The sequence below is a fragment of the Acaryochloris marina MBIC11017 genome (assembly GCF_000018105.1).
Taxonomy (GTDB): Bacteria; Cyanobacteriota; Cyanobacteriia; order Thermosynechococcales; family Thermosynechococcaceae; genus Acaryochloris; species Acaryochloris marina.
This window is the reverse complement of record NC_009925.1, coordinates 4,933,674-4,959,387: the sequence shown is the minus strand read 5'-3', so window position 1 is coordinate 4,959,387 and position 25,714 is coordinate 4,933,674. Positions and strand designations below refer to the sequence as shown.

Annotated in this window: 26 protein-coding genes and 1 pseudogene; 15 read left to right on the top strand and 12 right to left on the bottom strand. The window is 47.8% G+C overall.

Going from position 1 to position 25,714, the window contains the following annotated elements:
• Nucleotides 1-92 precede the first annotated feature (92 nt).
• Nucleotides 93-440, bottom strand: a complete 348-nt coding sequence (locus AM1_RS22265; protein WP_012165157.1) for a DUF3082 domain-containing protein — start codon at nt 438-440, stop codon at nt 93-95.
• A gap of 146 nt (nt 441-586) precedes the next feature.
• On the opposite strand from AM1_RS22265, the gene trxB reads away from it, so the two are divergent.
• The 4 genes from trxB to bchI all read left to right on the top strand — a co-directional run bounded on the left by trxB (nt 587) and on the right by bchI (nt 4,859).
• Nucleotides 587-1,957, top strand: coding sequence for a thioredoxin-disulfide reductase (trxB, locus tag AM1_RS22260; RefSeq protein WP_041660168.1), 1,371 nt, complete (start codon nt 587-589; stop codon nt 1,955-1,957).
• 117 nt (nt 1,958-2,074) lie between these two features.
• Complete coding sequence (gene sds / locus AM1_RS22255) at nt 2,075-3,046, top strand: solanesyl diphosphate synthase (protein ID WP_010477996.1); 972 nt, start codon at nt 2,075-2,077, stop codon at nt 3,044-3,046.
• Between the two features lie 53 nt (nt 3,047-3,099).
• Nucleotides 3,100-3,696, top strand: a complete 597-nt coding sequence (gene lepB / locus AM1_RS22250; protein ID WP_012165154.1) for a signal peptidase I — start codon at nt 3,100-3,102, stop codon at nt 3,694-3,696.
• A gap of 149 nt (nt 3,697-3,845) precedes the next feature.
• Complete coding sequence (gene bchI, locus AM1_RS22245; RefSeq protein WP_012165153.1) at nt 3,846-4,859, top strand: magnesium chelatase ATPase subunit I; 1,014 nt, start codon at nt 3,846-3,848, stop codon at nt 4,857-4,859.
• Between the two features lie 138 nt (nt 4,860-4,997).
• Here bchI and AM1_RS22240 read toward each other — a convergent pair whose 3' ends face one another.
• From AM1_RS22240 to AM1_RS22230, 3 genes are all read right to left on the bottom strand, one after another.
• Complete coding sequence (locus AM1_RS22240) at nt 4,998-6,302, bottom strand: hypothetical protein (RefSeq protein ID WP_012165152.1); 1,305 nt, start codon at nt 6,300-6,302, stop codon at nt 4,998-5,000.
• 478 nt (nt 6,303-6,780) lie between these two features.
• On the bottom strand, nt 6,781-7,218 hold the full coding sequence (locus tag AM1_RS22235; protein ID WP_041660166.1) for an acyl-CoA thioesterase: 438 nt from the start codon (nt 7,216-7,218) through the stop codon (nt 6,781-6,783).
• 42 nt (nt 7,219-7,260) lie between these two features.
• Nucleotides 7,261-7,563 carry a YkvA family protein gene (locus AM1_RS22230; RefSeq protein ID WP_012165150.1) on the bottom strand — a complete coding sequence of 101 codons (303 nt, stop codon included), beginning with the start codon at nt 7,561-7,563 and terminating at the stop codon, nt 7,261-7,263.
• Nucleotides 7,564-7,862: 299 nt separating this feature from the next.
• Here AM1_RS22230 and AM1_RS22225 point away from each other — a divergent pair, with 299 nt between their 5' ends.
• Complete coding sequence (locus AM1_RS22225) at nt 7,863-8,531, top strand: MotA/TolQ/ExbB proton channel family protein (RefSeq protein WP_010478008.1); 669 nt, start codon at nt 7,863-7,865, stop codon at nt 8,529-8,531.
• A gap of 33 nt (nt 8,532-8,564) precedes the next feature.
• On the top strand, nt 8,565-9,167 hold the full coding sequence (locus AM1_RS22220; RefSeq protein ID WP_012165149.1) for an ExbD/TolR family protein: 603 nt from the start codon (nt 8,565-8,567) through the stop codon (nt 9,165-9,167).
• Between the two features lie 10 nt (nt 9,168-9,177).
• Here AM1_RS22220 and AM1_RS22215 read toward each other — a convergent pair whose 3' ends face one another.
• Nucleotides 9,178-10,212: a potassium channel family protein gene (locus AM1_RS22215; protein ID WP_012165148.1), complete on the bottom strand. Its 1,035-nt coding sequence runs from the start codon at nt 10,210-10,212 to the stop codon at nt 9,178-9,180.
• Nucleotides 10,213-10,544: 332 nt separating this feature from the next.
• On the opposite strand from AM1_RS22215, the gene AM1_RS22210 reads away from it, so the two are divergent.
• On the top strand, nt 10,545-10,973 hold the full coding sequence (locus AM1_RS22210) for a phage holin family protein (protein WP_012165147.1): 429 nt from the start codon (nt 10,545-10,547) through the stop codon (nt 10,971-10,973).
• A gap of 19 nt (nt 10,974-10,992) precedes the next feature.
• On the opposite strand, the gene AM1_RS22205 is transcribed toward AM1_RS22210, so the two are convergent.
• From AM1_RS22205 to AM1_RS22190, 4 genes are read right to left on the bottom strand one after another with little or no spacing between them, the layout of a single operon-like run.
• Nucleotides 10,993-12,702: an NAD+ synthase gene (locus AM1_RS22205; RefSeq protein WP_012165146.1), complete on the bottom strand. Its 1,710-nt coding sequence runs from the start codon at nt 12,700-12,702 to the stop codon at nt 10,993-10,995.
• A gap of 9 nt (nt 12,703-12,711) precedes the next feature.
• Nucleotides 12,712-13,365 (bottom strand): NUDIX hydrolase, encoded by a 654-nt coding sequence (locus tag AM1_RS22200; RefSeq protein WP_012165145.1) that lies wholly within the window; start codon nt 13,363-13,365, stop codon nt 12,712-12,714.
• 38 nt (nt 13,366-13,403) lie between these two features.
• Nucleotides 13,404-14,036 carry a nicotinate-nucleotide adenylyltransferase gene (locus tag AM1_RS22195; RefSeq protein ID WP_012165144.1) on the bottom strand — a complete coding sequence of 211 codons (633 nt, stop codon included), beginning with the start codon at nt 14,034-14,036 and terminating at the stop codon, nt 13,404-13,406.
• Nucleotides 14,037-14,076: 40 nt separating this feature from the next.
• The gene (locus AM1_RS22190; protein ID WP_012165143.1) at nt 14,077-15,459 is read right to left on the bottom strand and encodes a nicotinate phosphoribosyltransferase; all 1,383 of its coding nucleotides are present in this window, start codon (nt 15,457-15,459) and stop codon (nt 14,077-14,079) included.
• A gap of 327 nt (nt 15,460-15,786) precedes the next feature.
• Here AM1_RS22190 and AM1_RS22185 point away from each other — a divergent pair, with 327 nt between their 5' ends.
• The 3 genes from AM1_RS22185 (at nt 15,787) to grxD (ending at nt 17,183) form a co-directional block, all read left to right on the top strand.
• Nucleotides 15,787-16,431, top strand: a complete 645-nt coding sequence (locus AM1_RS22185; protein ID WP_012165142.1) for a hypothetical protein — start codon at nt 15,787-15,789, stop codon at nt 16,429-16,431.
• Between the two features lie 98 nt (nt 16,432-16,529).
• Complete coding sequence (locus AM1_RS22180) at nt 16,530-16,802, top strand: BolA family protein (protein WP_012165141.1); 273 nt, start codon at nt 16,530-16,532, stop codon at nt 16,800-16,802.
• Nucleotides 16,803-16,859: 57 nt separating this feature from the next.
• Nucleotides 16,860-17,183, top strand: coding sequence for a Grx4 family monothiol glutaredoxin (grxD, locus tag AM1_RS22175; RefSeq protein WP_010478029.1), 324 nt, complete (start codon nt 16,860-16,862; stop codon nt 17,181-17,183).
• Nucleotides 17,184-17,234: 51 nt separating this feature from the next.
• On the opposite strand, the gene AM1_RS22170 is transcribed toward grxD, so the two are convergent.
• Entirely contained in the window at nt 17,235-18,257 is a 1,023-nt protein-coding gene (locus AM1_RS22170) for a hypothetical protein (protein ID WP_012165140.1), read from the bottom strand.
• A 375-nt stretch (nt 18,258-18,632) separates the two neighbouring features.
• Here AM1_RS22170 and psb29 point away from each other — a divergent pair, with 375 nt between their 5' ends.
• The 5 genes from psb29 to AM1_RS22145 all read left to right on the top strand — a co-directional run bounded on the left by psb29 (nt 18,633) and on the right by AM1_RS22145 (nt 22,819).
• A complete protein-coding gene (gene psb29 / locus AM1_RS22165) occupies nt 18,633-19,376 on the top strand; it encodes a photosystem II biogenesis protein Psp29 (protein ID WP_012165139.1) in 744 nt (247 codons plus the stop codon).
• 24 nt (nt 19,377-19,400) lie between these two features.
• Entirely contained in the window at nt 19,401-20,363 is a 963-nt protein-coding gene (locus AM1_RS22160; protein ID WP_012165138.1) for a DUF362 domain-containing protein, read from the top strand.
• A gap of 20 nt (nt 20,364-20,383) precedes the next feature.
• The gene (locus AM1_RS22155; protein WP_012165137.1) at nt 20,384-21,031 is read left to right on the top strand and encodes a bifunctional 4-hydroxy-2-oxoglutarate aldolase/2-dehydro-3-deoxy-phosphogluconate aldolase; all 648 of its coding nucleotides are present in this window, start codon (nt 20,384-20,386) and stop codon (nt 21,029-21,031) included.
• Nucleotides 21,032-21,139: 108 nt separating this feature from the next.
• Nucleotides 21,140-21,724, top strand: coding sequence for a PAP/fibrillin family protein (locus AM1_RS22150; RefSeq protein WP_012165136.1), 585 nt, complete (start codon nt 21,140-21,142; stop codon nt 21,722-21,724).
• A gap of 9 nt (nt 21,725-21,733) precedes the next feature.
• Complete coding sequence (locus tag AM1_RS22145) at nt 21,734-22,819, top strand: hypothetical protein (protein ID WP_012165135.1); 1,086 nt, start codon at nt 21,734-21,736, stop codon at nt 22,817-22,819.
• A 29-nt stretch (nt 22,820-22,848) separates the two neighbouring features.
• On the opposite strand, the gene AM1_RS22140 is transcribed toward AM1_RS22145, so the two are convergent.
• Both AM1_RS22140 and AM1_RS44285 read right to left on the bottom strand, forming a co-directional pair.
• Nucleotides 22,849-23,220: a cyclic nucleotide-binding domain-containing protein gene (locus tag AM1_RS22140; RefSeq protein WP_012165134.1), complete on the bottom strand. Its 372-nt coding sequence runs from the start codon at nt 23,218-23,220 to the stop codon at nt 22,849-22,851.
• A gap of 351 nt (nt 23,221-23,571) precedes the next feature.
• Nucleotides 23,572-25,620 (bottom strand): annotated as a pseudogene (locus AM1_RS44285) (prolyl oligopeptidase family serine peptidase).
• Between the last annotated feature and the right edge of the window lie 94 nt (nt 25,621-25,714).

Here is a 25,714-nt window from a genome sequence, read left to right as displayed (position 1 = left end):
GAGACCCCAATCGTATGGCCGTCCATTCAGAGACTGGGGATAGCGCAAATATTTTTAGTAATTCCTATGCTACCAAGATTAGAGCGGTTAACTCACGATGATTGTTCAGACTGATCGACGGAGTCAGGTTCAGGAGGTGTAGGGGACGATGTGAGATTTTGCCAGAAGATCTGGATGGATAGAGCGCCTAAGCCCAGGGCTGCCATGCAGAAAATTCCGGTGGCTAAGGTGCTTAACCCCACCACTAAGGTCTTAAGGGCGATGGCGATTTTGACGGCTGTTTGATTATCTGAGGTGAAGGGATGTTCCGCAAAAGACTGGGCAATCTTAGAAGACAGCTTGGCCAGGGGAAACGCAATGGTGCCAGCTACAACAGCGCCAGACAAGGTTCGCCAAATGCTGGGAGGAGTAGGCTTGTTCGTAGAGGGGGACTCAGACATGGGCAAACTTTTTAAGCGGATGATGGCAGCAGAATAATTTCACTATAGTAAAGCGTTGGAGATTTTTTGAGTCAAAGGCTTTAGAACAATTGCAAAACGGCTCAAAAAGCCAATGCTCCATCCGCAGCCGTTACCTTACTGTTCTTATGAGTGAAGCGATTGAAAACTTGGTGGTCATTGGATCAGGGCCCGCTGGCTATACGGCGGCTATTTACGCTGCCCGAGCAAACTTAAAGCCCTTTATGTTTGCCGGATATCAGGCTGGGGGACTGCCGGGTGGGCAACTAATGACGACCACAGAAGTAGAGAATTTCCCAGGTTTCCCGGATGGGATTACTGGACCGCAGCTGATGGATCGGATGAAGCTACAGGCCCTACGTTGGGGAAGTGAGATTGTCACGGAAGACGTAATATCCGTTGACTTCCAACAGTTCCCGTTTGTGATCCAGTCTGAAGAAAGAACGGTGAAGGCCCATAGCGTGGTTATTGCGACCGGGGCAACGGCCAAACGATTGGGCTTGCCGTCAGAAAAAGAGTTTTGGAGTCGAGGAATTTCGGCCTGCGCCATTTGTGATGGGGCAACACCTATTTTCAAGAATGAGGAACTCGCCGTGGTGGGGGGAGGAGATTCTGCGGCTGAAGAAGCGGTTTATCTGACGAAATATGGCTCTCATGTGCATCTACTGGTTCGCTCAGAGCAGATGCGGGCGAGCAAAGCCATGCAGGATCGGGTGATGCGAAATCCTAAAGTTACTGTCCATTGGCAAACCGAGGTGGTGGATGTCTTTGGCGATACACAGCTCCAAGGACTCAAAATCAAAAACCGTCAGACTGCAGAGATCCAAGAACTGCAGGTGCGGGGGCTATTTTATGCCATCGGCCATCAGCCCAATACCCAACTCTTTACCCAACAGCTGGATTTGGATAAGACGGGCTACATCCTGACTCAGCCCGATTCGGTCAGCACTAATATTTTTGGCGTGTTTGCGGCTGGAGATGTTCAAGAGCATGAGTTTAGACAAGCGATTACTGCTGCTGGAACGGGGTGCATGGCGGCTTTATTAGCAGAGCGCTGGTTGTCATCTCAGGATTTGATTAACGAGTTTCACCAATCGGAAGCCTCTGAACAAACGGAAGATGGGACCCATCCGCCAGAGTACAAGCTGTCGGCAGCGTTTGATCCCAACACCACTCGCCATCAAGGGGCATTTGCCTTGCGGAAGTTGTTTCATGAGAGCGATCGCATCATCGTAGTCAAATATGCATCTCCCACCTGTGGCCCCTGCCATATCCTCCAGCCGATCTTGAGTCGCGTCATTGATGAATTTGAAGGACAGGTGCACTACGTGGAGATTGACATTGCCGAAGATCCAGATATTGCCGAATCTGCCTCCATAACAGGGACCCCAACAGTGCAGGTATTCCAGGATAAATCCTTATTACGGGAGTTCAAAGGGATTAAAGCAAAGCAAGCGTACCGGGACGCGATCAACGAACTGCTGGCGGCAACTTCATAGAGATTTGAATTCCTGATGGGTTATAAACCCTCTTGTAAACGAAGAGAGTTACAATGTGATAAGCATATGTAAAATTTTGTAATCTTTATTTCATAACCGTCTGAGATAAGCAAATCAATGACCTCAGTAACATCCCTTTTTGATCCAGTTGAAGCCGATTTAGCCATATTGGTGGATAACCTCAAAGACCTGGTACGCGCCCAACATCCAGTTCTTTTCGCTGCGGCTGAACATCTGTTTCAAGCTGGAGGGAAGCGGATGCGTCCAGCCATTGTGCTCCTCCTCTCTAGAGCGTTACTCCCGGATCAAGACCTCACCCCTCGACATCGACGGTTGGCAGAGATCACCGAGATGATTCATACCGCCAGCCTGCTCCATGATGATGTGGTAGACGATTCAGGGGTTCGTCGTGGAGTACCGTCGGTCCACAGCCTGTTTGGCAACCGCATAGCTATTCAAGCAGGGGATTTTCTGTTTGCCCAAGCATCTTGGTATTTGGCGAACTTAGACAACCTAGAGGTGGTCAAGCTCCTGTCTGAAGTGATTAAAGATTTCGCGGAAGGAGAAATCCAGCAGGGTATCAACTGCTTTGACACATCCTTGACCCTCGAAGCCTATCTGGAGAAGTCCTACTATAAGACCGCTTCCTTAATGGCAAACAGCGCCAAGGCTGCGGGAGTCTTGAGCGGCACCTCCTTGCAGGTCAACCAAGATTTATATGCCTATGGTCGCTGTGTCGGCTTAGCCTTCCAAATTGTCGATGATATTTTGGACTTCACCGGGTCGACAAATGCCCTAGGCAAACCCGCTTGTTCGGATCTACGTAGCGGGAATTTAACGGCCCCGGTCCTGTTTGCAATTGCAGAAAAGCCTTACCTCAAAGTCTTGATTGATCGGCATTTGGAAGAGGAAGAAGACCTAGACGAAGCCATTGCCCTTGTGAATGATAGTCAAGGAATTCCTAAATCTCGGGCCCTGGCTGAACAATTTGCCCATCAGGCTGTTCATCATTTGGACTTCCTTCCCGCTTCTGATTCCCGACAAGCTCTAATTGATTTAACGGAATATATCCTCAAACGACTCTACTGAGGAGTACCCTAGTGATCTAGAAGATTGATTGTCCATTTTACGAGAGAACCCCTATGACCTCAGAGGATCGGCCCACACCTGAGGCAGCCCCCATTCCCCCGTGGCGTAAACTGTGGCAATCCCAGAAAGACAATATCCTCACCCTTGCGATCGCATTGATCCTCGCCCTACTGATTCGAGGATTTGTGGCGGAGTCTCGCTACATTCCTTCCGTCTCCATGGAGCCCACCTTAACGCCTGGTGATCGAATCGTGGTTGAAAAGCTTTCCTATCGACTCCGCCAACCTGAAGCCGGCGATATTGTCGTCTTCCATACGCCGTTGCCTTTGCAGGCTGTTGGCTATGCGCCTGAACAAGCGTTTATTAAACGGGTGATTGGCTTAGAGGGGCAAACCATTGCCGTTCAAAACGGCCAAGTCTATGTGGATGGTCAACCCCTTGCCGAGAATTACATTGCCGAAGCCCCTCAATATGAACTAGCTCCCGTTCGAGTGCCTGAAGGCAATCTATTCGTGATGGGAGATAACCGTAACAACAGCAATGACTCCCACATTTGGGGGTTTTTACCCCTATCGAATGTAATTGGCCGGGCCAATCTGCGATTCTGGCCCCTGGAGCATATCAACTGGCTTCGTAGTCCATTGCCTTGAACGGATTAGCGCCCCTGAACAACCATATGGCACAATGGGAAACACTGGATATATAAGCTATTAAATCAGGTATTTCTGTGAGTTCTACTGCGACCAAAGCGCCTACACGCGCTGTTTTCCCATTCACGGCGATCGTCGGCCAAGAAGAAATGAAGCTGGCACTGATCCTCAACACCATTGACCCTCGAATTGGCGGCGTGATGATTATGGGTGATCGTGGTACCGGCAAAACCACAACCATTCGAGCTTTGGCCAATTTGCTGCCCGAGATTAATGTGGTGGCGGATGATCCCTTTAATAGTGATCCCACAGATCCAGAACTGATGAGTGATGAGGTCAAAGCTTTAACCGCAAGCGGCCAAACCCCAGCCATCGCCCAAATGCAGGTGCCCATGGTGGATTTGCCTCTAGGGGCGACGGAAGATCGGGTCTGCGGCACCATTGATATTGAAAAGGCCCTGGCTGAAGGGGTTAAAGCCTTTGAACCCGGCTTATTGGCAAAAGCCAATCGAGGCATTCTTTACGTGGATGAGGTCAACCTTCTGGATGATCACCTGGTTGACGTGTTGCTCGACTCAGCTGCCTCGGGGTGGAACACCGTAGAACGAGAAGGGATTTCGATTCGTCATCCGGCTCGCTTTGTATTGGTCGGGTCTGGTAACCCAGAGGAAGGAGAGTTGCGTCCCCAACTCCTCGATCGCTTTGGGATGCATGCCGAAATTCATACGGTGAAAGATCCAACCCTGCGAGTGCAAATTGTGGAAGAGCGCTCTCAATTTGATCAAGAGCCCAACGCTTATTTGGACAATCATACGGATAACCAAAAGGCGCTCCAGGATCAGATTGTTAATGCTCAAAACAATCTTGCTAACGTCAATATTGATCATGAGCTGCGGGTCAATATTTCTCAGGTTTGTTCCGAGCTGGACGTCGATGGCCTACGAGGCGATATTGTTTCTAACCGTGCAGCTAAAGCCATTGCGGCCTTCGAAGGACGTACAGAAGTCACGGTTGATGATATTCGTCGAGTGATCACCCTTTGTCTACGCCACCGCCTCAGAAAAGATCCTCTTGAATCAATCGACTCTGGCTACAAAGTCAGTAAGGTCTTCCGTCAAGTCTTTGGTTTGCCGGATGAGGAAGAAGCTGACATCGCGGCTTAAACGGTAGCCCCCATCAATGTTTGGCTACCTCTTCTCGGTAAGAAAAAGGGCCGTATTTGCTAGTCTCCTGATTTATTCAGGTCGGACAGTCGATCCCCTATTTGCATGTACAGAAGAGCCATTCCGCAGTGATGGTGGTTAAAGAACGGATACGTAAGAATAATCAAATTTACCGAAAAGACCACACCAAGCTAGATTCAGCTTCTCAAAACAGTGCACTAGCCATTGCACAGAAGCTTGCTTCTGGGATTCATAGTGGTTAAACAGTAGTGCAAATCTTTTTTCTAAGTAGGGCTTAATTTTCTTGCAAATTAAGACTACTTTGAGCACCAAGCTAACGGTAGAAGTGGACCCCACATTATTAATCAAATCCATGAAAATCCAATGCTTGGGTTTTTGACGACTCTCAATGACTAGGAAATTTAAGACCTGCTGGCAGGTTCTCACCATCAAAAAGTCGTTCATGGTGCGATCGTTGCTTTCAGGGAACATGTTCTGCAAGGATTGATACAGCTGGTTATTAAACCGACATTGGCCAAACTTTGTATCGATGGATGAGACTAGATACTCATAAAAGTCATTTTTAAAATGTTTATAGGTTGAAGTAGCGGCATGCTGCTGCATCAGGAACTGTTTGGCTAAGTCCTGATGGGTATTGCGCGCATCCACCTTGCCGACAAAATGTTTTAAGGAGCTGCGCAGATCTGAATCACTTAACAGAGTGGGGTTATGAACGGGCTGAATAATTTTTCCCTGCTGTGGATGGGGTTGTCCAACTGTTTGAATTAACGGTTGAGGATCTCGGGTTTGTCGCTTTAAGAGATCCGTCATGTACAGAGATAGATCCACCTCAAACTTTTGCTGAGCTTGAACCTGGGCTTGATGAATCACTTGCTGATGTTCTTGGGTATCCCCTTGCGAAACCAAGCAATGCTTGTACAGGTAAGGATATCGCTGTAATAGAGTGACTAGGGGTTGCTGCCCAGATGCGGCTCCCCCTGGATTCATAAAATCTGCAAATCGGCGTAATCGCTGAAAGTGTTGGCTTTTAGTAAAGTGCTTGACGAGCAACCGTAGCCGAGTCTTTGTCTGAGTTCGACCTAAGCTAGCTGGCATACCGCTTGCCTGGCCTAGAAGATCAATCAGTTGTGAAATAGCATAACGACAATCAAATTGGGTTTGCCAACGGTTGACTAAAATATAGCAACATCGATTGAGAAATAAACAAAACTCATCTTGTTTAGTCGTAGATTTGACAATGGCATTGATTGCTTGCCTAATCTCAGGTTCTTGGTATCCTGATGTGCCTAGAAATAGAGACTGAAATCGGTATAAAACATCTTGTGGAGATTCAGAGCGGACACAAGTAAGAAGATGATCATAAACTCTCTGCTCATTAGAAACAGACCGGGAATGATGATGATAAGGCAACTGGGTGTTCACTGGATTTCTAGAGAATAGGGCTTACAGTTAAGTGATCAGGACAACAAACACGGGTGCTTGAGTTAACTGCTTCCTAATTCAAGGTGCTCCCCAACTTCCTGAATTATGTAGCGTGTGATTAGTATGCCCAAACTTGTAATCAAATTACAAAATATGTTTCTAATTTAGGTGTGATCAAACGCACTTTAAAGAGTGATCCAGGTCACTGAAATGTTCTGGAGATGGCCAGCCTAGAAAGACTAATCTGCCAATCATAATTAGCGATTAATTTATCTGTATAAGAAAGAGACATTTTGAATATCAAAAAAGACTAAAAAGCTAGATCTTATATATAAGATGTACGTAAGTTAGACATTTCCTGAAATGGGCTTAACAATTACAAAAGTGATGACTTTCTTGATTTTTAGCTAAAAAAAATTCAGAAAAAAGTCAAAAAGACTTATTTTTTTTCTTAATGGTGGTGTAAGATTGCGTTTCTTTAACTTATGAGTTGGTGAATGGCATCCTGTAAGGCCTGAGGGGGGGTCCGCAGAATCCGTCCATTTTCAGAGTTAACAGGTACAAGGGTAACGCGTCCCAACACACAAGGTTTTTCAGTATTGATGCAGAAAATATCTTGATCCCAGAAAAGTCTAACCTTGTCCAATTTGCTAATTCTAGTTTTAACGATGACCTCATTTCCCATCCGGATGGCTTTTTGATATCGAAGGGATAAGTCAATGACGGGGAGATCGCAGCCTAATTGGACTAATGCTGAATATTCCAGCCCCACGGAACGAAAAGCAGCAATGCGAGCAGCTTCCATCCATTCTAGGTAGGAGCCATGCCAGACCACTCCGGCATAATCCGTATGACAAGGCTGAACCCAAACGGGATATTCAAACCATGGACTTGAACCTTGAGGGGAAGCATTCATGAAAAATTGCGGCAAATAACGGCTTGCCCCACCTAAGATACATCAGTCCTGAATGGGCACTGCATCAACATCAACGGTTTCTTGGCTATCGGCCTCATTGCTCTCCGGCTGTGTGTTTACTTGGCGCTTTTTATAGTCTTCAATAAACAACTGAGAGAGTTCAGAGATAAAGAGCGTTAGTAAGGCAAGATCATCAATTTGACCGATGAGGGGAAAGACATCCGGAGAAATATCGAAGGGACTTAAGAGATATGCCAAGGTGCCGGCAATAATCCATCCCCGATACTTCGGATTACGCAGACTGTTTCGATACCAGTTATATAGTGCTTTGATCGAAAAATTCATTAGCTTATATCTCCTTTGCCCTACTATCTTGTCAGAAATTAGATAACAGATCTGGTGTGGATTCCCGTCAGAGTGTTCTCTGCCTGTGATGGGACAAAATTGGCTTAATATGTTTTTTTAAATCGGCAATACTTATATTTGTTCTTCTAATAGAGCAATATCGGGGAATTGATGGTCGACTAGATTTATTTCATAAATGAATAAGTCATGCTATATCTTATACTTCATGATGAGACAGAAATAGACAGAAAACGTCGAACATTATTGATCTCATCGTCGGATTGGGCAAAGGAAGTATCGTGAATATTATCGAGCTATTTGAGAAGGGAGGGCCCACAATATGGCCATTACTCGGACTCTCCATTTTAGCGATTGGAACTGTTTTTGAGCGGTTATGGTTCTGGAGCAATCTTCTCAAAGGAGAACGAAAAACAGCGAAGCAAATTCTGGATGCTGCCCGCCGAGATTGGGATGAAGCGACTCACCTGGCTCGACAATTTAGCAATCAACCCATCGGTCGATTTCTGTTTACTCCTTTACGGTTAGCGAATCAAGAACCGGAAATTTTTCGATTAGCTCTAGAAGCCTCTGCGGATGAAGAGCTGACGGCTATGCGAAAGGGAAGCAAAGTCCTAGAAGCTGTGATTGCTTTATCTCCATTACTGGGACTATTTGGTACTATTTTAGGCTTGCAAAATTCCCTAGGTAAATTAAATTTTGAGGAATTTGGTCAAATTGTTGGTAATCCAGCTTTAGGAATTGACCAGGCTTTAACCAGTACATTGGTAGGATTGGCCATTGCGATTGTTTCCCTGACCTTTTATCGGCTGTTTCAAGGATTGGTCTTTAATCAGGCGCGTATATTTCGACGGACGGGGAATGAACTAGAGCTGGTCTATCGACAGTTTTGGCTGCAGCCCTCCGAAACACGGCCTGCCCTGCCCCCTCAAAACGATTCTCAAGAATAATACTTTGCCTGTTCAGTGCCAGTTTGAATTCCTATGAAAACATTTTTAGACAATGAAGATGCAGACATTCAAGTTGAACTAATTCCGCTGTTGGATGTTGTTTTTTGTCTCCTGGCGGTGTTTATTTTGGGGACGGTAGGTTTGAGTCGCCCCGAAGGGATTAACCTTAATCTTCCCAAGGCAGAAACAGGAACGCCCCAATTTAGCAGTAAGTTTAGGGTGCAAGTTGGCATCCTCGGGGAGCTGTTGGCTAATAATCAACCGGTGAATCAAACTCAGTTGAAGCAGTTGGTGAGCCGCTATTTGCAAACGACCCCTCAAGGGGTTGTGATTTTGAAGGCGGATGGGGGTGCTACTTACGACCAGGTGATTACGGTTTTGGATATGCTGCGGTCTGTGGGCGGAGAGCGGGTTGCCTTAGAGACAGTGAAAAGTGATCCAGTCACCCCTCCCGGTCAGATCCCTGGTCAACCACCCGGTCAAAATGATGTGCTACCCGTGCCGTCTGTGGATGGTCCGAATCCAGGATCATTTCCTACGGTGCCCAATCAGCCATCTACGACGACGCCTTTGCCAGGACAACCCCTTGCTCCTTTGCCGGGGTCTCAACCCCAACCTATTCCGGCTGCACCCTGAGAGATTGCCGTTAGCTCTGAGGCGATAAGGCTTGGTTGAGGGCTTGCAGTTGCTGGGTTGTTCCCATGCAAATCAATAGATCTTGGCTGCGAAATTCGGTTTGTGCTGATGGCGCCCCTATCAGTTCGCCGTTAGCTCGACGGATGGCGAGGATGGAGGCACCGGTTTGCGATCGCACATCCGCAACGCCCAAAGTCTGACCCACATAGGGGCAGTTATTTGCATTAATCAGCAGTTCTTCAATATAAAAGTCAGGTTCACTGCCTGTTAACGCCACATCCATGAAGTTGACGACTTGGGGCCGTAAAGCCGCGGCAACCATCCGTTTACCAACGGTCATATAGGGGGAAACAACCGCATCTGCCCCCACTTGCTGCATTTTGGCAAGGGCATCTTCGCTATTCGCCCGAACGATAGCTTTGATTTTAGGATTGATATTTTTTGCAGACAACACCGCATATAGGTTGTCGGCATCGGATGCAAGAGTGGTGACGATACCGCTGGCTCGTTCCATACCAGCTTGTAATAGGGTTTGATCTTGGGTCGCACCACCTTGGACGGTGACATAGCCCAAGTTTTGGGCCATTTCTACCCCTGCTTCATCCTGATCAATAATCACAAATGGAATGTTCTCTGAGGCTAGCTCTTGGGCAATCTGTTGGCCCGTCCGACCAAACCCGCAGAGCACAAAATGCCCCGATATTTCCTCTAATAATCGCCGTTGCTGTTGAAGGCGGACCCCATCCCGGAAATACCCTTGGATGATCGCTTCGGTAAAACGATTAGCAATATAGCCAAGCCAGGTCACTCCTACAATAATGAGGACAATCGTGAATATTCGACCGCGATCGTTGAGGGGGTTGACTTCCATAAAGCCAACAGTGGAGAGAGTGATCACCGTCATATAGAGGGCATCGGTCAGGGGCCAATGTTCGACTAACCAATACCAAAGGGTTCCTAGAGCAATGACCCCCCCAAAAGCTCCGATTCCTAAAGCTAACTCTCGTTGAATCTGTTGATATTTTTTCTCCAAGATCGAGTACACGGCAATAGTCCGTCGACAATAGTGACTTGAATATCTGGGGACAAAGATATTCGCTTCTAAATAGTATGTCTAGATCGGCGTGTTTACAGATGAGAGTGGCTTGAGTTGCGTCTCGATAATTTCAGGTCTTAGGAGTATGACGAAGTATTTCGCTTTTTTATAAACAAATCTAAATATTCTGGGGTTTAGTAGCAAATAATACGGTAGGAGTATTAGGAATCTGAATCAAAAACGGTAGTCACTAAGTGTGGAGTAATCCACGGGGGGACTTATTACGAGTGACTCTACTCTATTAGTCATCAACCAATACTCTACCCGAGGAGGATAGACAAGTGATTCCATTAGCATGGGGCGTTAACACAATCCTGGGACTCGTCCTGAAACTGATTGTGACCGCTATTAGTCTCTTCATTATTTCCAAATTGCCATTTGTGGGGGTTGAGATTGATAGCCCCGGTAAGGCTGTCTTTTCTGCCTTTGTCTTCGGTATCTTAAATGCTTTGGTCGTGCCATTGTTCGCTCTATTAGAGTTGGGGCCGAAGTTGACCGATATTGTGATTGCTGGCCCCATTCATTTTGTTCTGAATATCATTATTTTCGCGCTGGCTGCAGCGTTGGTTCCTGGATTTAGCCTGAAAAATAAAATTTTAGATCCCATTGTGGGCTCCATCCTACTCACCATACTGAATACAGTGATTAACCACCTCCTCCCTTTTGGTGGAACGGCAAAAGCCGCATTGGTGGTGGCTGGAATCGGTTAATCGTTCCGCTGGCGAGCCATTAGGTCTCAACGGATACCGGCTGAGCTGCTGTAGGTGGCCAGGTGGTTCGAGCCGCAATGGGCATACGCCAACCTGTGCCAAACGCTCGGTCCGTAATCTTGAGCCCAGGAGGGGCTTGGCGGCGTTTGAACTCAGCCCTTTTGACCATTTGAATAATTCGGTCCACGATCGCGGTAGGATGACCTGCCGCGATTATTTGTTGGCTCGATTGGTGGTGATCGACATAGCGATAGAGAATATCATCGAGAACATCATAATCAGGCAAAGAGTCTTGATCCACCTGGCCGGGCTTAAGTTCAGCGCTAGGGGGCTTGGTGATCACAGAGTCAGGAATGATGATGCCATGCTCTTCCAGTTCGGGTGGCGTGTGGGTATTCAGCCAACGGCATAGCTCATACACCCGAGTTTTAGGCACATCTGCAATGGCTGCTAAACCTCCATTCATATCCCCGTAGAGGGTGCAGTAGCCCACGGCCATTTCCGATTTATTGCCCGTGGAAATGAGTAAACGGCCAAATTTGTTAGCAATGGCCATCAGCAAATTACCTCGAATCCGGGCTTGAATATTTTCTTCGGCGACACCGGGTTCGGTCCCGGCAAAAACGGAGCTTAAGATCTGGTCGTAGGTCTGCATTGCTGATGCGATCGCTAACTGTGTTGTTGGCATTCCCAAGTTCTGGGCCAAATCTTCCGCATCCTTGATGGAATGATCAGAACTGTAGGGTGAAGGCATCAGCACACCCAATACATTCTCAGGACCCAAGGCGGCAGCGGCAATGGCGGCCACTAGGGAAGAGTCAATACCGCCACTCAATCCCAGAACGGCTTGACTAAATCCACATTTTTGGGCATAGTCTCGCAATCCCAATACCAAGGCTGACCAGATTTCAGCATTGATATCCGATACCGCAGGCTCGATTCGACTGGGCAGCAGATCATGGGCCTCGTAATCAAAGAGCAACAAGTCAGGGGCAAAGCCCTTGGCCCGTCCCACTACATCTCCCTGGCGGTTGACGGCGACACTGCGGCCATCAAAAATCAAGTCGTCATTTCCACCCACCTGATTGGCATAGATCAGGGGACAGTGGTATTGCTGAGCATGGTGCCGTAACATCGCTTCTCGCAGTGCTTGTTTGCCGACGCAGAAGGGAGAGGCAGATAAGTTGATGATCAAATCCACGTTGTAGCTCATCAGTTCAGCAACTGGATCCACGGCGTAGGCTTGTTTCTCCCAGAACTCTGAGTTGTTCCACAGATCTTCACAGATAGTGACCCCAATTTTGCCTTCTTTCAGGTCCAGCACATTGGGCTGGTGGCCGGGTTCAAAATAGCGATCTTCATCGAACACATCGTAGGTGGGCAGCAAATGCTTATGAAAGCACTGCTGAATCTCGCCGTTATGCAAATGAACAATGCTATTGAATAAGGGTTTTCCCCCCTGAGCTGCGTTTTGCTGCACGCTGCCTACCAGCACGTGGAGTTTGGCCGGTAAATGGGTGGCGAGCTGGTCCAAGGTAGTCTGGGCCGCCTCGACAAAGCTGGGGTCGAGCAACAAGTCTCTAGGGGGATAGCCACATAGGGATAGCTCTGGAGTCAAGAGTAAGGTAGCCCCCTCCTGTTCGGCTGCCGTGGCCGCCGCTGCAATAGCTTCAGCATTCCCGACCAAATCACCAATCGTGGGATTCAATTGTGCGATCGCAATCTTCATGTTTCGTTCCTACACAAACACTAGCGGTTTATCTCGAAAAGGGGCAAAGGCTTCCACATCAAACCGATATAACGTGGCCGGACGACCTGCTCCCCGGCAGATTTTCTCCCCCGTATCGGCCAAAAATCCTAATTTCAACAGTCGCGATCGGAAATTAGAGTAATCCGTAAAGTTCTCCCCCAAAACCGTGCTGTACAGCTGATAGAGATCTGCCAGGGTAAAGCAATCTGGCAACACCTCAAAGGCAACGGGGCTGTACTCCAATTTGTTACAGAGCCGCCGATGGCCATAGGCAAGGATGTCGGGGTGATCAAAGGCGAGAGTGGGTAAAGTCTCCACCGGATGCCAATCGATTTCACAGCCTTCATCCACGATCAGCATGGCATCTTCAAAGCGAACAAGGGCAAAATAGCTAACGGATAGATAGCGTACCCCATAACTGTCTGGTGCTTCTCGGGGATCTCGGTGGGGACCGCCAAAACTATAGAGCTGTTCTAAATACAGGTTTTCTACCCGTAACTTTTCCGCCAGAATCCGATAGGCGGCAGCTTCCAGGGATTCGCCCTCCTGCACTAAGGTTCCGGGTAAGGCCCAATCCCCAGCATAGGGATCGCTGTTGCGCTTGACGAGTAGGGCCAGCAGGCGATTTTGAGCAGTGTCCACAGAAAAGATGACATTATCGACGCCAACCTTAAACTCCGCTAGGGCTGGGGTGGGGTAGTCAAGAGTAGAGGTTGTGGACTCTCGTCGAGATGAGGATGGGGCACGTTCCATGAGTACAGATGATGTTGTTGAATATAGGCGGCAATAGCAGGCGGGACATCGTTAATATCCCCTGTATGGCGGTAGTGGCTAGAGGAGACAGGTGGGCCTTGGAAATTTGCGATCGCAAACTGAGCCCCCAACCGTTGCAAGGCTATTAAGGCATTCGGATCGAGCTGTGCATCGGGGCGGTGCAAAATCAGGAGCTGGACCTGCTGGAATAAAGTTTCAACCCCGTACCAATGGGGCAATGTTGTCACCACATCTGAACCGACGACCAGGGTAAGCTCAGCCTGGGGCCAAAGCTGTTGGGCCTGCTGCACCGTGAACAGGGTCTTGGAATGACTTAACTCAGGCCGTAAGCCTACCTGTTGATGTCGCTGCTGTGAATCCTGAACGAGCAAGGCCAACATGCGTTGGCGTTCAGACAAAATAGATTGATGCTGTTTAAAGGGGTTATCTGAGGCCCAGACGGCCACATAATCGTAGAGCCCAGTTAACCATTCAATAATGGATTGATGTCCCACGGTGGGCGGATCAGCACTGGTGCCAAAAAGTGCAATTTTTGTCATAGATCGAATCATCTGAGCGAACTGGGCAAGAAGTTAAGGGCTAAGCAGCCTTTGATGTCCGGCGAGTCGCCGCCGTTAGGGCTTGTAAATCGGTCGATAACTGCATAGGTAAAGAAACTGGATTAACCACAGAACGGACGTCTGCTGGTAAGCTCTGCACAGAGTCTAAGGTTCGCTGGGCAATGGTTTCTAGAGATTCTGGGGTTTTGAGTCGTTGCCCTGCTTTCATCATGAGCTGCAAGAGAGGTTGACCCCCTGGAGCCGAATCGTTGACTAATCCCAGGTGATCTTGACTCACATGCCCGTGATGAAACTGGCGAAAAATTTGTTTGCGCCCCGGATAGGTAATCTTGCCATTGGCCTCCTTCATCACGGGCTTGCCGTCGATGTCGACGAGCTTATATACCCCGTTGACAGGGCTGCCCGTCACCAGCTTTGTCCCGACGCCATAGCCATGGATATGGGTTCCCGCTTGGCGGAGTCGGAGGATTTCTGGTTCATCCAAATCTCCACTGACCACAATTTTGGCTTCCGGCAAGAGCTGATGAATCTGTTGGGATAATTCCACTAAATCCCCTGAATCTAGGCGAATCGCCGGTACTTCTAGTTCCCCCGCGTTAACCTTCTCCGCCAGAGTTTGGGCTGCTGCGAGGGTGTCATAGGTATCAATCAACAGCGCCGCCTGAGGAAAGGTGCGGTGAAAAGCGGTAAAAGCCTGAAGTTCAGTACCTTGAGTGGCCGTCATGGCCATGACTAACGCATGGGCCATCGTTCCACTGGGCTGTCGGCCCAAAAGTTGGGCCGCTAAGACATTCGATGTGGCATTTAATCCGGCAGCCAAGGCAGCTCGGGCCGCCCATACAGACGCCTGCGGCCCAAATGCTCGGCGGGTTCCAAATTCTAAAACTGTGGCATCAGGACCGGCCACATCTCGCAACCGAGCCGCACGAGTGGCGATTAAGGTTTGATAGTTGATGGTATTGAGGATAAACGTTTCTACCCACTGGGCTTGCCACAACGGCGCTTCAATCCTCAAAAAGGGTTCGTTGGCAAAGATGGTTGTTCCTTCCGGGACCGCCCACACGTCACCAGTAAATTTTCCTTCTTCTAACATGCGCCAAAACTGAGTAGGGGCATGACTAAATAAATCGGTTTCTTGAAGATACTGAATTTGCCGAGCCGTAAATTTTAGGTTTTGTAGGTAATCTAAAACCTGTGCTAAACCCATGGCGACTAAATAGCCGAACTTGTCAGGTAAGCGCCGAACCGTTAACTCGAAGCTTGCCGGTATTTCCGCCAGATTCTCATTTAAATAGCAAGCAGACATGGTGGCTTGATATAAATCAGTCAAGAGATTATAGTCACTGGCAGAGAGGTTTAAAGATTGATCAGCTACCTCAGGGGGCGTAACCAGTTCTAACATCACTGGACTCCTAGTAAATATCCATAAAATTCCTGCACAGCCAGGAATCAGCGCTGAGCAAAAAACAATTTTCAATTGATTTAGAAGCGCTTGCCTTAATTATAGTAAAAATTACCATAAACGCAAAGAGCCTTTAAAATTAGGCAGATAATCTCTTTAGCCTAATTCACCCCAACGGAACAATTTTAGGGACCCGGATCGTCAAACAGATTGTTGAAGTGCAGGGTCAAGGATTCAAGGGATCTTTGCTACGACGGCAAATGATAAGATGACCAAAACCTGAACTGATTACGTCAGCGTCCTTACAGAGTTTATCGAACAGTGTTTATGCAACCTTCCCGTTCATTCATCCCCGGTAACCGATATTTAGCCCTATTGGTTGCGTCTGTCTCTTTTGCCTCCTTCTTGCCTGTATCAGTTCAAGCCCAACGTGCAGGAGATCTAGATGGATCTGGTGCGACACCATCCTCTGATTTAGATAATGTTGAAGTATTGAGTCCCAGTATTACAGGGGGGTTGTTCAGTATTCCAGCGGGGAAACGCTTGATGACTGAAGCCGAGGGGGCCTACGATTCTCAGAATTTCGATTTGGCGGCAAACAAGCTTCAAGATGCTCGTCAAATCATGAACCAGCTTTCCAACTTCTACTCAACCCTGACCTCCAGCTTTTTAGGCGTTGACCGCCGTGTTTCCGAAAGCCACCGGAAAAAAGCACTGGAAACGGCACAGCTTAGAGACAAATCAACCTATCAGCTGGCTTTGGTCTATCGCGCCCAAAATAAGCCCGAGAAAGCGATTCCCTTATTAATTGAGATTATCCGTAGCCAAAACCCGTCTCGTGATTTGGGTAAAAAATCCTATCAGCAGTTGGTAGAACTCGGCTTTTCTGACATTCCCTATCCCCGTACCCCAGGAGCCAAAACCTCTACGTCTCCTGACACCTCTTCTGAAGCGCCTGCACAATCCAAGTAAGTCCTCTTCTCATCAGCTTTTTGGCCTATTGAGGCAGCATAATGGACTCATAGTTTAAAGCTAGACTAGTGACGTTCTTATTTTCCTCAAGCATCTAGATGATTAACCCGGATGACCTTACTGCAATGATTCAAGCTGGTTTGCCTGGGGCTGAAGTGTTCGTTCAGGATCTAACTGGGGGGGGTGATCATTATCAAGCGACGATCATTTCTGCCGAATTTGAAGGCAAAACCCTAGTCCAACAACATCAGTTGGTCTATCGCTCAGTTAACCAAGTGATGGCCAGTGAGCAGTTGCATGCCCTAGCGCTGAAAACATTCACACCTGAAAAGTGGCAGACCCAACAAGCCGATGTGGTGCAGCCTTCCTAAAGGCGAACCCACCTCAATGATTAACCTCCTGATTAGACGTATTTTTTGGATCCTGTTATGACACCTGAATTGAAAGAACGCCTGGATAGCTTAGTTCAAACCAACAAAATCCTTGTGTTTATGAAAGGCTCTAAGCTGATGCCTCAATGTGGATTTTCCAACAACGCGGTTCAGATTCTCAATAGCCTTGGCGTTCCTTACGAAACAGTAGATGTTTTAGAAGACTACGATATTCGTCAAGGTATTAAAGAGTATTCCAACTGGCCCACTATTCCCCAAGTCTATATCAATGGGGAATTTGTAGGGGGTTCCGATGTCTTGATCGAACTATATCAGCAGGGTGAGTTGCAGCAGTTGGTCGAGGTTGCTCTAGCTTCGTAAATCATGTCCTCATGATTTTCCAGGTACGGGCTTTTCAGTCATTAAAATGACTTAGCTCATGGATGGGAAATCATCAAGATAGTCACTGACATCTGCATCTGGTAGCACTAAAGTCGCCCGTTCACTGGCAATGGGTGCTTTGGGCTTTTCGGGAGTAGGTGTAGGGGGGGTGTCTGGCTCTGGATTGTCGCTAGAAGTAGGTCCAGCTTGGCTCATCAACGTTTTTAAGAGCTTCCGACTGAGTTCCATGTAGGACGTCGATTGGTCTTGGGAGGAGGTTCTTTCAGGTAAGATGACCTTCTGCATCAGGTACTCAATGGTCTCTTCTTTGACCCAGCCTCTACGGACCAGTACTTCTCCCAAGCGCATACCAGTGATTTGCTGATCGGCCAGGGCTACTTCGATCTGTGCTGAGGTTAATAGCCCCGCCTCCATTAGGTAATTGCCAAGTTTCTTGCTATCGGCAAAGTTCTTTTGGTTGGTATTATCTGAATTCGTTTGCGGGACGAGCTGGCTTAAATTATCTTCCCAACCACATTCTTGACAATCCCAATAAACGGGCGGTGGATCTTGTTGAATGTAAGGGCTACCACACCGAGGACACTTACCTGTAAAGAATGGATGATCCTTGAGAACTTTAAGATCCTCCAAACTACTCATGTGGAGCAGGACTTCAGCGACAGACGATCGCTGAGGGGTTGGTGCAGCCTGGCGGTGGGGAGAAACAGGTTGAGGCGGGCTAGGGGTAGGTGCAGCGTTGCGGGCGGAAGCTGCCGTATTGAGTCCAAACTCGTGAATAAGGCTGGCTGTCTTTTTCCCAGGGTGCGGGTTATAGATCTTGACTGCACTAAACCCAGCAGGGTGGAGCATCAACAGCTGATCCCGGAGCATTTGAATCAATGTAGATTGCTGCGCTTTTTGAGGGGTATGCAGAAGAATCTGTAAGCAATCGTCTTTATGCTTCACTTTGATATGAGCACCTTTGGGCATCAGGTGACGATTGAGTACCACAGCAATAGCTTGTTGATTTCCTTGTTGAGCGAGTTTCAGAATTTTTGTTTGATCAACGTCCACTACAAATTTCTACCCTAGATTTGCTGTTCTCACCTATAGTTATCCTACCCATTACAGGGTGTGAAATATCCTAGTTCTTGAAATATCATCAATATGGTGGGTTATGGTGACTGAATTTAGCCCTGGATTAGTTTCCCTTGAGAGGTTAAACATTCAATCGCAAGTATCTGTTAACCTAACAGACGATAGCCAACAACAATAAATGGACGTTTAGTTCTCTGTCTGTCCAGATTCTAAAACCAATCTAGGTTATTGACCACACTGATGTAGAAAGACTGAAGTTTTATTATTCTAAGACCTCATGGTTTTCTTCTCACCTAGTGACCCACCGATTTCGCTGAGTTAATATTTGTAGTTTTTCTTTTTTCCCTTATTGTGAATAACCTGCGTACTGTTTCTGACACAAAACGAGCTTTTTACTCTATTCATACCCGTCCCGTAAATTCAGTGTATCGAAGGGTGGTAGAGGAGCTCATGGTAGAGATGCATCTACTGCGGGTGAATGAAGATTTTCGCTACGATCCTATTTTTGCATTGGGCGTGACTACATCCTTTGACCGGTTTATGGATGGGTATCAGCCTGAGAATGATAAAGATGCAATCTTTAGCGCCATCTGTAAGGCCCAGGAAGCCGATCCCGTCCAAATGAAGAAGGACGGCCAGCGTTTAACCGAATTGGCCCAGTCGAAATCTGCCCAGGAAATGTTGGATTGGATTACCCAAGCGGCAAACTCCGGGGGCGATGAGCTGCAATGGCAGCTACGAAATATTGCTCAAAACCCTAAGTTTAAATACAGTCGTCTATTTGCGATCGGGTTGTTTACCCTTTTAGAACTCAGTGAAGGGAACATCACCCAAGACGAAGAATCTTTGGCAGAGTTTTTACCTAATATTTGCACAGTGCTCAATATCTCTGAGAGTAAGCTGCAAAAGGATCTAGAAATCTATCGAGGTAACTTGGACAAAATTGCCCAAGTTCGTCAGGCCATGGATGATATTTTGGAAGCCCAGAAAAAACGTAGAGAAGCAGACCAGGCTAAAAAAGAGGGCTCTGATGATACGCCTACTACCGAGGCGAGTACCCCAGATTCTGAACCCACCTCTGAAGTCTCTAGTTAGTTTGCTGTGTAAAGGAGTCATGCCATGACCTCATCTGTCAGCCTTACTCCGGCTCATAGCTATGAGCAACCTTCCTTAAAGGAATCCCTAGAATCGGTGCTGGTACCGTTGGGAGGGATGGCAAAATTTGTTACCCCAGGGGATCGGGTTTTGCTCAAACCCAATTTATTGACAGGGGGGCGTCCCCAGAACGAATGTACGACTCGACCGGAAGTGGTTGCGAGGGTGGCAGAGATGGTCATCGCAGCCGGGGGGCATCCTTTTATTGGGGATAGTCCGGCGTTTGGGAGTGCTCGGGGGGTAGCAGAGGCCAATGGTTATGAGCCGATGTTAACGGCCCTCAATATTCCTATTGTGGAATTACATGGGAGCCGTTATCCCACGGAAAGTCAGACGTTTGATCATCTGAGGCTGTCGAAGGAAGCGATGGAAGCCGATGTGATCATTAACCTACCGAAGGTAAAATCCCATGTTCAGCTGACGATGACGTTGGGCGTTAAAAATTTATTCGGTTGCGTCCCCGGCAAAATGAAGGCCTGGTGGCATATGGAAGCCGGTAAGGATGTGGATCGGTTTGGAGAAATGTTAGTGGAAACCGCCCGAACCCTCTCTCCTCATCTAACCATTGTGGATGGCATCATTGCCCATGAGGGGAATGGTCCTAGTAACGGTGATCCGAGGCCTCTAGGGATAATAGCGGCTTCTGCTGATGTTTTTGCGTTAGACCGAGCGATTCTGGAGATGTTGCAGGTGGCACCAGAACTGGTGCCCACGATGGCGGCAGCGCTTCGCCTTGGATATTGTCCAGACTGGCAAGATATTCAGTTCCCTTTATGTCATCCCCATGAATTGCAGATCAGGGATTGGCGGTTGCCAGATAATTTGATGCCTATTGATTTTGGCGCACCACGAGTGTTGAGATCGACCTTTAAGCATCTCTACATCCGCTGGATTAAAGAACCGATGGCAGCCTATGCTCAGCGGTAGGTGACGATAGCTTTTTCACTTTGACGCAAAATCTTTGGTTAAAGACGGTGAGACATCATCGTGCAATTGGTGTAGTTCGGGCTCCTGAGTTAACCCTTGGTGTTCGCATGGCGGAGGCGATTGCTCAAGCTGGGATGACGCTAATCGAAATTGCCTGGAATAGCTATCAATCCGCGACCCTGGTGACTCAGCTCCGTGAAATTCTACCCAACTGTCAAATTGGTGTGGGAACGATTCTGACGGTTGATCAGCTACATTTTGCGATCGCAGCGGGCGCACAGTTTTGTTTCTGCCCACATGTCAACTTGAACATTATTCAGGCAGCGGTGGCCCAAGATATCCCCATTATCCCTGGAGCCTTATCTCCCACTGAGATCGTTACGGCCTGGCAGGCAGGGGCCAGTAGTGTCAAGATTTTTCCGGTGGAAATGATGGGAGGCAGCCAATATATCCAGAGTTTGCAGGGGCCTTTAGGGCATATCCCTGTGATTCCCACGGGGGGCGTAACCCTAGAAAACGCGGTGGCCCTGATACAAGCAGGAGCAGTGGGTGTGGGGCTATCGAGTTACTTATTTCCCAAAGAAGCACTCCAAGCTGAGGATTGGCCAGCTATCACCCGCCGAACAGAGCAGCTATTGCAACAATTACAGGACCTCTGCTGCGATTAATGGAGCGGCACAACTGGTCCAACAGCGCTCTCGTGAGGTTGGTTACAATGACGGGGAGCGATATGTTGGGAATGGATGATTATCGTGTTGATACTGGGGAGCTGAGACATGATTGCCAAGGCAGAGTTACTGGCTGCGATCGCAGGTACAAATCGAGGCGTGATCACCACCGAAGCCAATCGTAGCCTAGTGCTGGATAAAGTCGTTCAGCTCGAAGTTCAAAATCCCACCCCCAAGCCCTTAAATGAACGAGACCGCCTCAGTGGGGTTTGGCGGTTAATTTATACCACGAGCCCTGACCTGTTGGGCTTGGCGCGTTTGCCCGTGGTGCCTGCCGGGCCCATTCATCAATGCATTAGAGGACAAGAGCTGAAGCTCTATAACGTTTTGGAGCTACAGGGTATCCCATTCTTAGAAGGAGTGTTGTGTGTGGCAGCTCGGCTGACCCCCGTATCGGAGCGACGAGTCCAAGTCAATTTTGAGCGGACTATTGTGGGGGTGAAGGGGCTCATGAATTATCCCTCCCTGGATACCCTGATTTCTCGATTGGAAACCCAGAGTCCAGTTGCAGCCCTCTCTGTTCCCTTAGATACCGATCGTTCGGCGGGTTGGCTAGAAACCACCTATCTAGATGAGGACTTACGCATTGGTCGAGGCAATAATGATAGCCTCTTTGTGTTGACAAGAGTCTAAAGGTTGAGGATGGCCCGACCCACGTTATATGCAGCGATCACGAATCATGGCTTCGGTCATGCCACTCGTACTGCAGCGGTCTTAGCAGAAATTCAGCGGTTGGTCCCCGATGTGCTGTTGATTGTGGTGACGAGTGCCCCTCGCTGGCTGATTGAGTCCTACCTGCCTGGAGATTTTATTTACCGTTCGCGGGTCTTCGATGTTGGCGTGATTCAGAAGGATGGCCTGAATATGAATATTCCGGCGACCCTAACGCAATTGCAGGAGATTCAAACCTATCAACAGCGGTTGGTCGATGCAGAGGTGGACTATATCAAGCAGACGGGAGCTCAGCTCGTTTTAGCAGATATTCCCCCCTTAGCGAGCGTGATTGCTGAAAAAGCAGGAATACCCTGCTGGATGGCCAGCAACTTTGGTTGGGATTTGATCTATGAACAGTGGGGAGAGGATTTTGCTGAGATTGTGGAATGGGTGCGGGAGTGTTTCGGCAAATGTGATCGCTTATTTCGTCTCCCCTTTCACGAACCCATGTCAGCTTTTGCAAACGTGACTGATATTGGCTTGACGGGCGCTTCACCCCGCTATACAACCCTCGAATTACGCCGCGTGTTTGGGATTACGGCGGATCCCGAGAAAACCGTACTGCTAAGCTTTGGTGGTTTGGGGCTGGCAAAGATTCCCTACCGCAACCTTCAGCAATTTCCTGATTGGCAATTTATTACCTTTGATCGCCTTGCTCCAGATATCTATAGCAACCTGATCAAAGTGACAGATAGCAAATATCGGCCCGTAGATATGATGCCTCTATGTGGTCGTATCATCAGCAAACCGGGGTATGGCACCTTTTCCGAAGCCTGTCTTCTGGATATTCCCATTATTTCCATCCCTAGGGATGATTTTGCCGAAGCGAAATTTCTACTCACCGGGCTACAAGACTATAACCATCATTATTTGCTGGCAGAAAACGAATTTACCGAAAGCCAGTGGGAATTCCTCTTTCAGCCTTTACTGCCCCCACGCAAAGACACCTCCTTGCCCAAAGATGGCACCCATACCCTGGCAACGGCGGTGATTAATTATCTGTATCAGGATTAACTCAATCAGGAGTAACTCAAGAAGGGACGCTAGATCAAATGCTTCAGTCGGCGAAGTCGATCGGAGTAACTTCGCATCACTTCAATGGCAAACATTGGGGTGTTTTGAATCGCAAATAGAAATCGCTCCTGATTCAAGTACACCAGGCTACAGTCACTCCGGGCAATGGCTGTTGAGGCTCGCGTCCCGGAGGGTTGAACTAAAGCCCCTTCTCCAAAGACATCTCCTGCTTGAATGGTTTCGACGACTTTGCCTTTGACGACTAAATCGACCTTTCCCGTTAATAGCCCGTACATGACTTCGCCGGCCTCACCTTCTGCAAATATAGTTTCTCCTGCTTTCTTAAACAGGGGAGCATCGGCTTTATGAAAGATACTGACGGTTCTTGCAGGTTCTGACATAGGAACGATAAATCTCTTTAGATTATTTCAAGGGTACGCCATAATCTTCAGATCTGCTTTGAACCCATCAGGTTAATTTCATAAATTATATTTCAATGGATTTTATCGCTCACTATTGTTCTGATGACGATTAGACCTCTTGCATAATTCCGCTAACGACAGGGTAGAGGACTAAAAAATTCAAGTCAGATTGCGGCATAGGTTGAGTGAATAGCCCATCGTGAAATGAAGATTGCAAAAGGTCTACTCAAAAACCCAGTTCGACCTTGTAGATCCTGTTCAGAAACTAATGCCGGACAATGCGATTTTACTAGATGTGGCACCAATCAAGCCTAATACCAATCCCCTAATTCAAGCTAAAACATGCTTGACAAAAGCAAGCCGATCGCTGGCTTCTTCTATCTGTTTCTGAGTTGGCTTACCAGCACCATGCCCTGCTTTCGTTTCAATTCGAATTAAGGTTGGAGCCATCCCTGAATGCGCGGCTTGGAGCGCAGCCGCAAACTTGAAACTATGAGCTGGTACAACGCGATCATCGTGGTCTGCGGTAGTAATCAAAGTAGCTGGGTAAGAGGTGTCCCCTTGGAGATTATGTAAGGGGGAATAGGCATATAGGACAGGGAAATCCTCGGCATTTTCGGAGCTACCATATTCTGCACACCAAGCCCAGCCAATCGTAAACTGATGAAATCGCAACATATCCATGACGCCAACCGCTGGCAAAGCGGCACCAAATAAATCTGGCCGTTGTGTCATACAGGCTCCAACCAACAATCCTCCATTGCTTCCCCCTGCGATCGCTAATTTGTCTGTACAGGTATATCCTGCTGTAATCAGATACTCGGCAGCTGCAATAAAATCATCAAAAACCGTTTGCTTATGATGCTTCATCCCAGCCTGATGCCACTCTTCACCGTATTCGCCTCCACCCCGTAATGTGGGTAGGGCAAAGATACCGCCCATTTCCATCCAGGCGAGTTGAACCGGGGAAAAAGACGGAGTCAGGAATACATTAAACCCCCCATAGCCATAGAGATAGACAGGAGTTTTCCCATCTTTGATCAAGCCTTTCTTATGGCTGAGAAATAAGGGAATTTGAGTACCATCTTTACTGGTAAAGAAGACCTGCTGAGTTTCATACTCCGTGGGATTAAAGTCAACCTGAGGTTGCCAGTAGAGGGTTGATTCACCAGATTCTAGATCAAAACGATAGATCGAGGTCGGTGTCGTAAAGCTCGTGAAACTGTAGAAGGTTTTCGTTTCGGTTGTCTTGCCATAGAACCCGCTGACACTACCGACTCCAGGAAGCGATACTTCTCCTAGCTCCTGCCCATCTAAGGCAAAGCATTTGACTTGCGATCTCGCATCTTTGAGGTAGGTTGCGACAAATTGATGGTTGAGAATACCGATCCCTTCCAGGGTATCGGCGGATTCAGAGATGATCGTTTGCCAGTGTTCTTGGTCAGGGTGATGAAGATCGATGGCAATCACCCGCCCCCGAGGTGCATTTAAATCCGTTTTGACCCAGAACAGGGACTTTTGATTGCCGATAAAACTGTAGCTCGCTTCAAAGATGGAAATTAACTCAGTAACCGGAGATTCAGGCGATTTAAGATCTTTGTAAAACAATAAATTACGGGCATCTGTCCCCAGCCACACATGGATCAGGAGGTAATCTCCATCTTCTGATACGACGGCTTGAAATCCCCATTCTTTTTGGTCAGGCCGTTCATAAATCAGCAGATCTGCCGACTGGGGCGTTCCTAAACGATGGTAAAAAAGCTTTTGATAATAGTTAACGCCTTCAAGTTTATTATTTTCATCCGGTTCATCGTATCGCCCATAGAAGAACCCCTGATGATCTGCGGTCCACGCTGCCCCTGAGAACTTAATCCATTGCAGTTGCTCCGATAAATCTTCGCCTGTGGATAGATCTCGAATGTGCCAGGTTTGCCAATCGGAACCGGATTCTGATAATCCATAGGCTAAATATTGAGCATTATCGCTCAGGGCTAATCCCGATAGGGCGACCGTGCCATCTTCGGAAAGGAGATTCGGGTCGAGAATCATTTCGGGCTCTGAAGTCAAACTCTTTCGAGAATAGAGCACGCTTTGATTTTGGAGACCATTATTTTTGGAGAAAAAATAGCGATCGCCTTTTTTCAAGGGAACACTCAGCTTTTCATAATTCCACAACTGAGTGAGACGGGATTAGATTTGCGATCGCTCTGGTATGGATTCCAAAAACTCAAACGTCAAAGCATTTTGGGCCTGAATCCAAGCTTGAGTGTCAGCACTTTGAGGATCTTCAAGCCATCGGTAGGGATCAGAAACGATTTCTCCGTGATAGTTATCTACGTGTTGACCACGGGGAGAGGGCGGATACTGTATTTTTTCCATTCACTTCTGCCTTTAAGCTGAACCTCAGTTATGGCCTAATTAACCTGAGTTTGGGATAAGCTAAAACCCTAATTTTTGCATAGACTCAGAATTA

What these genes read in the sequence shown, in the direction of transcription:
- AM1_RS22185 (WP_012165142.1), top strand. Translation starts at nt 15,787, where the DNA reads ATGCAACCTTCCCGTTCATTCATCCCCGGTAACCGATATTTAGCCCTA.
- AM1_RS22265 (WP_012165157.1), bottom strand. Translation starts at nt 440, where the DNA reads ATGTCTGAGTCCCCCTCTACGAACAAGCCTACTCCTCCCAGCATTTGG.
- bchI (WP_012165153.1), top strand. Translation starts at nt 3,846, where the DNA reads ATGAAGCTGGCACTGATCCTCAACACCATTGACCCTCGAATTGGCGGC.
- lepB (WP_012165154.1), top strand. Translation starts at nt 3,100, where the DNA reads ATGACCTCAGAGGATCGGCCCACACCTGAGGCAGCCCCCATTCCCCCG.
- AM1_RS22235 (WP_041660166.1), bottom strand. Translation starts at nt 7,218, where the DNA reads ATGAATGCTTCCCCTCAAGGTTCAAGTCCATGGTTTGAATATCCCGTT.
- AM1_RS22190 (WP_012165143.1), bottom strand. Translation starts at nt 15,459, where the DNA reads ATGTTAGAACTGGTTACGCCCCCTGAGGTAGCTGATCAATCTTTAAAC.
- AM1_RS22160 (WP_012165138.1), top strand. Translation starts at nt 19,401, where the DNA reads ATGACCTCATCTGTCAGCCTTACTCCGGCTCATAGCTATGAGCAACCT.
- grxD (WP_010478029.1), top strand. Translation starts at nt 16,860, where the DNA reads ATGACACCTGAATTGAAAGAACGCCTGGATAGCTTAGTTCAAACCAAC.
- AM1_RS22230 (WP_012165150.1), bottom strand. Translation starts at nt 7,563, where the DNA reads ATGAATTTTTCGATCAAAGCACTATATAACTGGTATCGAAACAGTCTG.
- trxB (WP_041660168.1), top strand. Translation starts at nt 587, where the DNA reads ATGAGTGAAGCGATTGAAAACTTGGTGGTCATTGGATCAGGGCCCGCT.
- AM1_RS22180 (WP_012165141.1), top strand. Translation starts at nt 16,530, where the DNA reads ATGATTAACCCGGATGACCTTACTGCAATGATTCAAGCTGGTTTGCCT.
- AM1_RS22150 (WP_012165136.1), top strand. Translation starts at nt 21,140, where the DNA reads ATGATTGCCAAGGCAGAGTTACTGGCTGCGATCGCAGGTACAAATCGA.
- AM1_RS22205 (WP_012165146.1), bottom strand. Translation starts at nt 12,702, where the DNA reads ATGAAGATTGCGATCGCACAATTGAATCCCACGATTGGTGATTTGGTC.
- AM1_RS22140 (WP_012165134.1), bottom strand. Translation starts at nt 23,220, where the DNA reads ATGTCAGAACCTGCAAGAACCGTCAGTATCTTTCATAAAGCCGATGCT.
- AM1_RS22220 (WP_012165149.1), top strand. Translation starts at nt 8,565, where the DNA reads ATGAAAACATTTTTAGACAATGAAGATGCAGACATTCAAGTTGAACTA.
- AM1_RS22145 (WP_012165135.1), top strand. Translation starts at nt 21,734, where the DNA reads ATGGCCCGACCCACGTTATATGCAGCGATCACGAATCATGGCTTCGGT.
- sds (WP_010477996.1), top strand. Translation starts at nt 2,075, where the DNA reads ATGACCTCAGTAACATCCCTTTTTGATCCAGTTGAAGCCGATTTAGCC.
- AM1_RS22195 (WP_012165144.1), bottom strand. Translation starts at nt 14,036, where the DNA reads ATGACAAAAATTGCACTTTTTGGCACCAGTGCTGATCCGCCCACCGTG.